Raw genomic sequence first — 10,720 nt, forward strand, 5'->3', positions numbered from 1 at the left:
CGATATGACGCACTAAACCAGAATATGACTTTATTGTCAAGATTATACTCCTGTTATGCTTAATAAAACATATTGGTCTATCTATGTTTCACTTTGACTGCCGGGATATTCATGCTAATATTCGTCAAAATTCGTATCACCCCAAAGGAGAAGAACGATGAACCGAGTACAGAAGGTCGTGGTCACGGCTCTCTGCGCCGCACTTATCCTGGCGGTTCAGCAGACTACACCGGCAGTGAGTGCCGAGACACAACCGACCGACCAGAAGTCTGCGCCTTCACAGCAGGCAGCGGACACAGGAGCGCAGAAGCAGGCCGAGACCCCCAAAACCAGTCCCGACGATCCCGTCGCCAAGGTGGGAAATGCGGTCATCACCCGCGGCGAAATGGCGCGGGCCGAGACGATCCTCCTCAAGCAGAATCAGCCGAAACAGCCGCTTACCGCCGAGCAGACCAAGCAGGTCGAGGATTACGTGGTGGAACAGCTCATTGCCGCCGAACTGCTCTATCAGGCCGGGCTGAAGGTGGAGCCGAAGGATCTGGACAAACAGGTAGCAGAGAAGGTCGCCCAGGGCAGAAGCCGCTTTGCCACGAAGGAAGAGTACGAAAATGCGCTCAAGGCACAGGATATCGACGAGAAACAGCTGACCGACTATACCCGCAAGGAGATCATCGTCAACAACCTGATCGACAAGGAGATTGCGCCCAAGGCACAGGTCAGCGACGAAGAGATCAAGAAATTCTACGACGACAATCGTGAACGTTACTTCAGCAAGCCCGAACAGGTCCGCGCCAGCCACATCCTGATCGGCGTCGACCAGAAGGCCGATGCCGAAACCAAGAAAAAGGCGAAGGAAAAGGCCGAGGCGCTGCTCAAAGAGGTCAAGGAAGGGAAGAAGGACTTTGCCGAACTCGCCAAGGCCAATTCGACCTGCCCCAGCAGCGCGCAGGGCGGCGATCTCGGCTTCTTCGGCAAAGGGCAGATGGTCGCTCCCTTCGAGCAGGCAGCCTTTGCCCTCAAGCCGGGCGAGGTGAGCGGCGTGGTCGAGACCCAGTTCGGCTACCACATCGTCAAACTGACGGACAAGAAACCGGCCGAAAACGTCTCTCTCGAAGAAGCCAAGCCCAAAATTGCCGAATTCCTCAAGAATCAGAAGGTCCAGGCTCTGGTTACCGACTACATCAACGAGCTGCGGAGCAAAAACAAGGTGGAAAAGCTCCTCAAATAACGCAATCCGCATACAGCAATAAAAAAAGCCCGGTCAATGCCGGGCTTTTTTTACGAACAATCTCTTATCTCAGCGCAAGTGCGCCACGATCCTCTGGTAGAGGTCCTCCCCCTCTTCGGCAGTGACGAGCAGCCCATCCACCAGGGCGAACGGCTCCCTCTTGCAGACACCGCACTTCTTCATGCAGTCCTTCCGCTTGATGTCCAGCTCGGGGAATTCTTCCTTGAGCCGCGCGCCGATCTTCTTGACCCCTTTGTTATTGCCGCAGAAACGGATCTTCATGCACGCCCCCTAGGCAGGGGGAGCGGCAGGAGGGGTGAAGACGCGGGTAGCGAGCTCTGCGTCCAGCATGAGCAGGCCGTAGCCGTTGTCGCCGATCAGCCTCAGCTTGCCGATCAGGTCCCGGTCGTTCTCCTCCTCCTCGATCTGCTCTGTGATGAACCACTGCAGGAAGATCTGGGAGGCATGATCCTTCTCCTTCACCGCCAGGTCGGTCAGTTCGTTGATGCAGCCGGTGATGAACTGCTCGTGTTTCAGGGTCATCTCGAACATCTGCAGAAGCGACGTAAAGGCGCTGTCCGGGGCGGCCATCTGGCCGATCCGCACCTGTTCCCCCTGGCTGTTGAGATAGGTGTAGAATTTCATGAAATGGACCATCTCCTCCTGGTACTGGACCATGAACCAGTTGGCCGCCCCCTTGAACCCCATCACCTCTGCCGCGGACGACATGGAGAGGTAGAGATAGGCCGAGTAGAGCTCGGTATTCAGGTGCTTGTTGAGTGCAGTGTACATCTTCTTGCTGAGCATGGAAAACCTCCCGGAAGTTGTCTTTCTTTTCTCATGAGTATAGCGCCGATCAGGACGGCGGCAAGTTCAGCAGTGGAGCAGCGCCTGTTCCGCCTCGACCAGCAGCCGCCAGAGGTTCTCGCTCTCCCCCAGGCCGAGCTTGACGAGATAGGCGGCGATCCCCAGGTTGCTCCGTGCCCGGAATAGCTCCACCTGGCGGAGGAAATCGTCCGCAACCCCGCCGGATGCGACCAGATAGGCATTGAGAAACAGCTCCTCCGGAAAACGGCGTAGGACCTCGACATGGGGAAAGAACTGGTTGCGGTGCTGGGCGAGAAAGGAACCTACATCGAAGGCGGGCGGTACGACCAGCGAGCTCTCGAAATCGATGGCCGCCAGGAACAGGGTCTCCCGGTCATCCTGGCGGTCCTGGCCGATAAAGATGTTCTTGGGATGATAGTCGCCGTGCCCCTGGACGAACGACCCGCCCTGCACCGCAATCAGCCGCTCTTCGTGCTCCCCCACCGCTTCGGCGATCTCCCGGACCTTGCGCAGGTGACGGTGCTCGATGGCGGAGAACCGCTCCAGATAGCGGACCAGCCGCTGCTTCTCGCGCTGGGCGAATTCGCCGGCAGGGGTGACCTGCAGTTTCAGGCCATGGAGCCGGGCCAGCCAGCGGGCTGCCAGCTCGATGAAGGAGCGGCCGTCCTCCTCCGATGCAACGAGGAGCCGGTCATAGAGCGACCTGCCGCGGACCCCCTGCTCGATGAGCGTCATGGACGCCGCATCCTGGTCGATGGGGCGGGGCACCCGGAAGGCGCCGTCGCTAAAGCCGGCTTCGGACAGGACCTCCATGATGTGAAACGCCCGTTGGGCCGACTGCCAGCTGTGACGATCGTCGAGAGCTCGGATGATGATCCGTTCCCGCTGCTCGTCACTCCCCTTGGTGCCGATGGTCACCTCGGTCACCTGGCTGTGGGTGCCTGCGCGGGGGATCTCCTTGAGAAACGGCCGGCAGCGGCCCGCGCGGATCTCCCTGGCCAGTTCCTCGATGGAGGTCAGCGGATGATCGAAGATGGTGGGATAGAGGCCGGCATAACTGGCGCCATGGGTATCGGTGCCGGCGATCGCCGTGAAGCGGAGGCGGTGCCAGTCCTGGAGCGCGCGACTGTTCCCCCGCACGGTGTGGTTGGAGTTGAAGATCTCGACGCCGTCCAGAAGCGGCACACAAAGCCGCTCCGCCTCGGGTGTTTTCCCTCCCCGGTAAGGATGCGCCCAGACCAGGGCCGCATCGGGATAGCGCTGTCGCACCTCGGCCAGAGCAGTCCCACGGGGGATGATCCCGGAAGCGCCGTAGACCAGGAGATCGCCGAAATCGGCGCTGCCCAGCTCCTGACCGCTCATGATGCAGAAATGGTCCGGCACCCCGGCAGCACGACGGAGCGCTTGCATCTCCTCACGGGGCCAGAGGTAGTGGTGATCCGTAAGAACGATCCCCTGCAGCCCCTTGGCAAAGACCTGACGGACCAGATCGACGGCCGGGACCCCGCTGCATGCCGAGTGCTCGGCGGTATGACAGTGCATCTCCACAAGCATAGACAGATCCTCGATCCTTCCCGCGTACAGTGCCAGTATATCCCCGGCCCAGTGGCAGTCAACGATGCCGGGCTTTTCGCCCTAGCGGTGTACGAGCCCCTTGGCGCGGGCCGCGGAGAGCTCCTCCGCCGCCGAGGCAGCGCCCTGGCCGTAGGGAACCGCAGGCAGGGAAAAATCGCCGGGGACAAACCAGCGGTCCTTGAGGAAATACCAGGGAGCCAGGCTGGAAACGGCTATCCCCTTGTCCGCCTCGATGGCATCCTTTGCCTTCATCTCCCGGATTGCCAACCCCTCCCGGTTGGCAATCACCAGATGACTGCCGGAAAAGGGGAGCGCACCGTTGTCGCCGAAATCCCAGGAAACCTGGCGCCGCTGCTCGCCCCCGGCACTGCCGTGGCACGAGGCGCAGGAACGGCTGGCGCCGTAGCGGTGAGAGAGCTTGTCCATCTGGACCCAGAGGAGCGCCTTGTTGTTCTCCGGCAGCCCGTCAACGAGCCCCACGAAGCCCCAGGCATCGTCGGTCCGCTCCGCATCGGCAAGCGTAAGCGGGTAGCGCCACTTGAGCCCCGGCGTAAACCCGCCCCCCTTCTGGTTCATCACTGCCATGGGGAACGGTTTTACCGGTATCCAGCGTCCGCGCTGATCGCGGATCAGGATCGGCTCGCTCATGATCCCGTAGTAATCCTTGTATTTGTAATAGGGGGTGGTGCTGCCGGCCAGCATGCCCGGCCCCCAGAAGGTCGCCTGGTATCCCCCTGCCGCCCCTATGTGGCACGCCTCGCAGGAAAGCGTCCGGTGTTGCGAGGCAGCGTGGCTCTTCACGATCTCGGCGTGGCAGGAGGTACAGGTCGCCTGGCGCCTGACCATGCCATGAGGGAGGCTCGCGTCGTCGCGGTTCGAGGAATGGCAGTCGAGACAACCGACCCCCTTGGTCCGGTGGATGTCGGGCGCCAACCCCTCGGGGAAGGAGAAGGGCCCGGCAAAATAGCCGGCGCCGCGGCGCCGGTCCTCGGGGCCGGCATGGCAGAACTGCCCCCTGCCACCACCGTAGCAGCTCTCCGGCGGCGGTGTCTTGCGGAAGGCATGCATGCCGCTGCGCGGCTCCTTCCGGTCGGGAAGGGTCGGGTAGTAGTGGCAGTCCAGGCACCCCACGTGGCAGTTGTTGCAGGTCCGCTGGTTGAGATCCGACTGGGCCTGGCTGAACGGCACTGCCGTGGCGGCGGCGATCCCCTTGTAGTTGGCGACCGACCAGACCCCGCAGTTGTGGGGGCCCCGGGCTGGTTCGCTCCAGCTGACATACTGGCTCTGCTTGGCATTGCGTCCCATGGGAGTGGTGCGGAACTGGGCCACCTGCCCGCTATGGCAACGGCCGCAGGTCTTTTCCATGGTCGCGAAGTCCTGGGTGAGCGTCTCCGGCAGCTTGTCGTGGTAGAGTACGGTGTTGACCGTCGGGTCGACCACCGGCTTGCCATCCTTCATCACCTGGAACTTGAGCCGCTGTACCGGGCCGGCAGTCACCATGAGCGGCGCCTTGCGATCCGCCGGTTCGGCCACGAGCCCCTTCTTCCGAACCACCAGCAGCCGCTTCAACCCCTTGTGCGCCTCATCCTTTGCCGCAGCATCGGGATTCCCCAGGTGGCAGTCGGGGCAGCCGGCCGGCATGCCGGTCTGACGCGCCACCTCGGCACGGTTTACGACAAAGTGCGGATATCCCAATGCCTGCATCCGGGCTGCATCGCCATGACAGCGATTGCAGCTGTCGACATACCCCCCGAGCTGCTCTGCGCCTCCCCATGCCGCACTTCCCACGATGCCCCCTGCCACGCACACGACCAGCCAGAATCGTCCCATGCCGCACCTCCCCGCTGTTCTGCCTCCATTACCATTCTTCCAACTATATCATTTCCTGCCACGGCGTCAGCTCCACCACGAAAAAGGCCGCCCCGTTCGCCACGGGACGGCCTTGGCCTGTCATCTCCAGTCTGCTGCTGCTTTAGTTCTCGGTCAGCACCCGCTCGTCGTAGATCCCTTCGATCCGCTTCTTGTGGCCGAGTTCCACATCGGCAAAGACCTCCAGGGTCTTCTTCAGCTGCGGCTCTTCGGTCATCTCCGCTGCCGCCTTGTAGAGCTGATAGGCGTTTTCTTCCGCCTTGATGGCATACTGCAGGATCTCCACATAGGTCATGTCGGGCTTCAGCTCTATATCCACCAGGTATTTGCTGATCCCCATATCGGAGATCTTGCTGGCCCGGTACTGTTCGGCCTTCGCCAGGTCCATCCGGCTGAAGACATCCTTGTGGCCCGCCTCCTCGGCGGCAAATTCCTCGAACATCTTGCGGGCGGAGATACTGGTCGTCTGCTCCGCTGCGCGCTTGTAGAGCCGGTAGGCGGTATCCTCCCGCTGCACGGCAAACTTGATCACGTCCTCAAGGGTAATGAACCCCATATCCCACCTCCTGAACTTCCCATACAATGTCATGGTCTGAATGTGGTGCGGTGATGCCTTCCCCACCGCTGTCGTATCTTCTCAGGTAACCTCTTCGAAGCTCTCCGGACCGGCACCGCACTCGGGGCAGACCTCGGGGGGTTCGGGACCTTCGTGGATGTAATCGCAGATGATGCAACGCCATTTTTTCATTGATTCTTCCTCCTTGCTGGTGATGTGGCGGGTTGGCCCCCGTGCGCCCGGCATTCGGCACAGAGCCCCCGAAAGTGTATGGAATAGCCTGTTATGGCAAACCCCTGGCTGTTGATCTCCGGCACCGGCACCTGGCCGTGCAGGGGATCGTCCAGATCGGCGACCCTGCCGCAGCAGAGGCAGTGGACATGGCAATGCTCCCCCATCTCCGCATCGAAGCGGACCGAACAGTCCGGGGTGTCGATCCGCCGGGCAACGCCGAGGCGGACAAAGGCATCCAGGACCCGATAGACCGTAGTCCGGGAAACGCCGGAGAGCCGGGGCTTCACCGCAGCGTAGAGCTGCTCGGCCGTCGGGTGGTCCGCCCGCCCGGCGAGCTCCTCCAGGATAACCCGCCGCTGCACGGTGAGCGGAAGCCCCTGTTCCCGGCACAAGAGCTCAAGGTCTTTCAGCTTGGGATTTGCACGACATCTCTCCCGATCCATGGGTTGCAACTTTATACCAGTTGGTACAGATTGTCAATCAGCCCTGGCAAAAAAATATCGCCTCCCTTGACAGCACTAAGCAGCCATGGTAGTTATCAAATGAGAACTTGTCATATGATAACCCCCGGAGAGACCATGGAACAGCTCACACCGCGCCAGCACCAGGTCCTGGAGATCGTCGGCCGCTTCATCGCCGATTACGGCTACCCGCCGAGCCTGCGGCAGATCGCCGAGCAGCTCGGGGTCAACGGCACCCTCGGCATCATGAAGCACCTGACCGTCCTGGAAAAAAAGGGATACCTGCGCCGCCAGGGGGGAAGCTCCCGGGGGATCGTCCTGGCCGGCCAGACCAGCCAGGCCGTCAGCCTGCCGGTAGTCGGGACGGTCAGGGCCGGCCAGCCGCAGCCGGCCAGCGAGGATATCGAAGAATACTTTGCCATCGACCGCTCCCAGCAGAAATCGGGCGGCGCCTTCTTTCTCCGCGTCAGGGGAGATTCCATGATCAACGCCTGCATCACGGATGGCGACCTGGCGCTGATCCGCCCCCAGGCAACGGCCGAAAACCGCGATATCGTCGTGGCCCTGGTCGACGGCGAAGCGACCCTCAAGCGCTTCTACCGGGAGCGGGGGCAGGTCCGCCTCCAGCCGGAAAACCCGAACCTGGAGCCGATCATCGTCCGCGAGGGGGAGGAGCTGCTCATCCTTGGCAAGGTCGTCGGCATCTACCGACAGCTTGCATGAAGCACGAACCGGTAAAAGTCGCCGCCATCTTCGAGCCCGCGGGGGTCCGTCCGGTCTGGTTCGCCCGCGGAGCGAGGAAATACGCAGTAGAACAGACCACCTACACCTGGCAGGACCGCCAGGGGGCGGAGACCCGGCTCCACTTCACCATCACCTCCGGCGGGGAGCTCTTCGAACTGACCTACCATACCGCCGGGCAGCGCTGGACCCTGGCCGCCATCGAGAGGTGAACCATGACGCAGCGCACCATCATGCACCTCGACATGAACGCCTTCTTCGCTTCGGTGGAGCAGCAGTCGAACCCTGAACTGCGCGGCAAGCCGATCGCGGTGATCGGTTCGGGACGGACGGTGGTCACCACCGCCTCCTACGAGGCCCGCGCCTTCGGCGTCAAGACCGGGATGAACACCTGGCAGGCGAGGCAGCAGTGCCCGCAGATCATCTTCGTCGTCGGCAACAACCGCAAGTACACCCACACCTCAAGCCAGATCGTCAAAATAATGCTGGAATACACCCCGCTGGTGGAGGTCTTCTCCATCGACGAGGCCTTTCTCGATCTCACCGGCTCCCTCGGCCTGTTCGGCAGCGCAGAGCGGATCGCCTATCTTTTGAAGGCGCGGATCAGGCAGCGCTTCGGCCTCACCTGCTCCATCGGTATCGCCCCCAACAAGCTCCTGGCCAAGCTCGCCTCGGAGATGAAAAAGCCGGACGGCCTGACCGTCATCGAGCCCGGCCAAGCTCAGCAGGTGCTGGAGCGGCTCCCGATCGGGGAGCTGTGCGGTATCGGCAGAAAGACCGAACGGCAGTTGCACCTGCTGGGGATCCAGACCTGCGGCGAACTGGGCCGCTATCCGGTGGAGATCCTGCGGAAGAGATTCGGCATCGTCGGCGACCATCTGAGCCTGATGGGAAGAGGGATCGACGACGCACCGGTGATCCCCTCGGAACAGGCCGAGGAGGTGAAATCGGTGGGGCATTCCATGACCCTGGAGCAGGACATCGAGGAGCGGGACGAGATCCTCAAATTCCTCCTGCAACTGTCGGAGATGGTGGGAAGACGGGCGCGCCGCTACGGCGTCCGGGGAAAGACCGTCACCCTTTCCATCCGCTACGCCGACTTCGACACCTGGGTGGGGAGACAGGAAACCCTCGCCGCCCCTATCAACCGGAGCGACGACATCTACCGGGCAGCCGTGGCCATCCTCGACACCCTGGTCCTCGCCCAGCCGGTGCGGCTCTTGGGGGTAAAGATCAGCAACCTGCGCTACGAAGGCGACCAACTGCCGCTGTTCGAGGAGGAGCGGAAGAAGAGCCGGCTCGTCAGCGCCATGGACGAGGTGAACAACCGCTTTGGCGACTTCAAGATCAGTTTCGGCAGCCTTCTGGACGGGAAGCCGGGGCAAGAGAAAGGGAGCCTGGTCATCTCTCCGGCCTGGCGGCCGGACGGCATCAGGAATGTGGAGGTGAAGTGAGTGCTGTACCTCTCCCCAGAATGCTGGTCGATAATTCCCCTTGCATTTTCTCCCTGCACTAGCTATAAAAGTCTATAGGGTTTATCGACAATGCTTTCCAAAAAGACCAAATACGGCCTCAAGGCCCTTTTCGCCCTGGCCCGGATGTACAACCGGGGACCGGTGCTCATCGCCGACCTGGCAGAGGCGGAGAAGATACCCAAGAAGTTCCTCGAATACATCCTCCTCACCCTGCGCAACGGCGAGATCCTTGCCAGCAGGAAGGGAAAGGGTGGAGGCTATTACCTGGCCAGGGAGCCGCGCCAGATCACCATCGCCGCCGCCGTCAAGGTGCTGGAAGGGTCGGTTGCACCGGTTGCCTGCCTGGACAACACCCCAGCAGCGGTCTGCGAAGAGTGCGTCAAACTGGCCACCTGCGGGATCAGGCTGGCAATGAAGGATGCCTGGGACGCCATGTCCGCTGTCATGGAGAAGACCACCCTGGCGGATGTGCTCGACCGGATCGACCTGGCAGAAGAAAACGAAAAAGAGTTGTTCAACTTCGTGATCTAAGAGATTTATCGTAAATAAGCTTTGCGGTACCGCATCCCGTCTTAGCGGCAGTATTTACGAACAAGCTCTAAATTTTTTGTTGATTTTGTCTATTTGCTTGATAGACTTTAAATACTGATAAGCCTGAATCACGCGGCACGGCCCCACACTGACGACAACAACCGAACACCCATAGGAAAGGAGCATAACCATGTCCCGCATCTACGAAGACAATTCCCGTTCCATCGGCAACACCCCGCTGGTCAGACTGAACAATCTCACCAAAGGGGCCGGGGCAACGGTCCTGGCCAAGGTGGAGGGGCGAAACCCCGCCTACTCGGTCAAGTGCCGCATCGGCGCCAGCATGATCTGGGATGCGGAGGAACGCGGCATCCTCAAGCCGGGGGTGGAGATCATCGAACCGACCAGCGGCAATACCGGCATTGCCCTTGCTTACGTGGCTGCGGCCCGCGGCTACCGGTTGACTCTCACCATGCCCGAAACCATGAGCATCGAGCGCAGGCGGGTGCTGGCGGCCCTGGGGGCAAACCTGATCCTCACTCCCGGCAGCGAGGGGATGAAGGGGGCCATCGGCAAAGCCGAGGAGATCGCCGCGTCCGACCCGGCGCGTTGGTTCATTCCCCAGCAGTTCAAGAACCCGGCAAACCCGGCAATTCACGAGAAGACCACCGGCCCCGAGATCTGGAACGACACCGACGGCGGCATTGACGTGCTGGTCGCGGGGGTGGGGACCGGCGGCACCATCAGCGGCATCTCGCGTTACATCAAACGGACGCGCGGCAAAGAGATCCTTTCTGTTGCGGTAGAACCGAGGGAAAGCCCGGTGATCAGCCAGACACTGGCCGGTGAGCCTTTGAAACCGGGGCCGCACAAGATCCAGGGGATCGGCGCCGGCTTCATCCCCGACACCCTGGACCTCTCGGTGATTGACCGGGTGGAGCAGGTGACCGGCGACGAGGCCATCGAGTTTGCCAGGCGGCTGGCCAGGGAGGAAGGGCTGCTGGTGGGGATCTCCTGTGGGGCGGCAGTGGCAGCCGCGGTCCGGCTCGCCTTCGCCTCGGAGTTCAACGGCAAGACCATCGTGGTGATCCTCCCCGACGGAGCGGAGCGGTATCTGTCCACCCCCCTGTTCGAGGGGATCTGATCCGGAGAGACGCAGTGCCTGCAGTGGGGGGGCAGATCCCCCCCTTGCGGGAATTGCAGAGAATAGCCGGTTGCCCAA

The 10,720-nt window shown here is 61.7% G+C and carries 13 protein-coding genes; 6 read left to right on the plus strand and 7 right to left on the minus strand.

Annotated elements, in window-relative coordinates; all coding sequences use genetic code 11:
• The first annotated feature begins 157 nt into the window (after positions 1-157).
• Complete coding sequence (locus tag GJT30_13770; protein MSM40678.1) at positions 158-1,228, plus strand: peptidylprolyl isomerase; 1,071 nt, start codon at positions 158-160, stop codon at positions 1,226-1,228.
• A gap of 69 nt (positions 1,229-1,297) precedes the next feature.
• Here GJT30_13770 and GJT30_13775 read toward each other — a convergent pair whose 3' ends face one another.
• The 7 genes from GJT30_13775 to GJT30_13805 all read right to left on the minus strand — a co-directional run bounded on the left by GJT30_13775 (position 1,298) and on the right by GJT30_13805 (position 6,733).
• Entirely contained in the window at positions 1,298-1,510 is a 213-nt protein-coding gene (locus GJT30_13775) for a DUF1450 domain-containing protein (protein ID MSM40679.1), read from the minus strand.
• Positions 1,511-1,519: 9 nt separating this feature from the next.
• Entirely contained in the window at positions 1,520-2,035 is a 516-nt protein-coding gene (locus GJT30_13780) for a ferritin (GenBank protein MSM40680.1), read from the minus strand.
• A 66-nt stretch (positions 2,036-2,101) separates the two neighbouring features.
• Positions 2,102-3,610, minus strand: a complete 1,509-nt coding sequence (locus tag GJT30_13785) for a phosphotransferase (GenBank protein MSM40681.1) — start codon at positions 3,608-3,610, stop codon at positions 2,102-2,104.
• An 81-nt stretch (positions 3,611-3,691) separates the two neighbouring features.
• Entirely contained in the window at positions 3,692-5,461 is a 1,770-nt protein-coding gene (locus GJT30_13790; protein MSM40682.1) for a cytochrome C, read from the minus strand.
• Positions 5,462-5,603: 142 nt separating this feature from the next.
• Positions 5,604-6,056 carry a ferritin gene (locus GJT30_13795; protein MSM40683.1) on the minus strand — a complete coding sequence of 151 codons (453 nt, stop codon included), beginning with the start codon at positions 6,054-6,056 and terminating at the stop codon, positions 5,604-5,606.
• A gap of 81 nt (positions 6,057-6,137) precedes the next feature.
• Entirely contained in the window at positions 6,138-6,248 is a 111-nt protein-coding gene (locus GJT30_13800) for a rubredoxin (protein ID MSM40684.1), read from the minus strand.
• Entirely contained in the window at positions 6,245-6,733 is a 489-nt protein-coding gene (locus tag GJT30_13805) for a transcriptional repressor (protein ID MSM40685.1), read from the minus strand. The genes GJT30_13800 and GJT30_13805 overlap by 4 nt, the downstream gene beginning before the upstream one ends.
• 135 nt (positions 6,734-6,868) lie before the next feature.
• Between GJT30_13805 and lexA the strand changes: the two genes are divergently transcribed.
• From lexA to cysK, 5 genes are all read left to right on the plus strand, one after another.
• Entirely contained in the window at positions 6,869-7,474 is a 606-nt protein-coding gene (lexA, locus tag GJT30_13810; protein MSM40686.1) for a transcriptional repressor LexA, read from the plus strand.
• Entirely contained in the window at positions 7,471-7,704 is a 234-nt protein-coding gene (locus tag GJT30_13815) for a hypothetical protein (GenBank protein MSM40687.1), read from the plus strand. Before lexA ends, GJT30_13815 begins: the two co-directional genes overlap by 4 nt.
• Positions 7,705-7,707: 3 nt before the next feature.
• Positions 7,708-8,946: a DNA polymerase IV gene (dinB, locus tag GJT30_13820; protein MSM40688.1), complete on the plus strand. Its 1,239-nt coding sequence runs from the start codon at positions 7,708-7,710 to the stop codon at positions 8,944-8,946.
• Positions 8,947-9,036: 90 nt separating this feature from the next.
• A complete protein-coding gene (locus GJT30_13825; protein ID MSM40689.1) occupies positions 9,037-9,498 on the plus strand; it encodes an Rrf2 family transcriptional regulator in 462 nt (153 codons plus the stop codon).
• A gap of 190 nt (positions 9,499-9,688) precedes the next feature.
• Positions 9,689-10,642: a cysteine synthase A gene (gene cysK, locus GJT30_13830; protein MSM40690.1), complete on the plus strand. Its 954-nt coding sequence runs from the start codon at positions 9,689-9,691 to the stop codon at positions 10,640-10,642.
• Positions 10,643-10,720 lie beyond the last annotated feature (78 nt).

Origin of the sequence: Geobacter sp. (assembly GCA_009684525.1) — a bacterium.
Lineage (GTDB): Bacteria > Desulfobacterota > Desulfuromonadia > Geobacterales > DSM-12255 > Geoanaerobacter.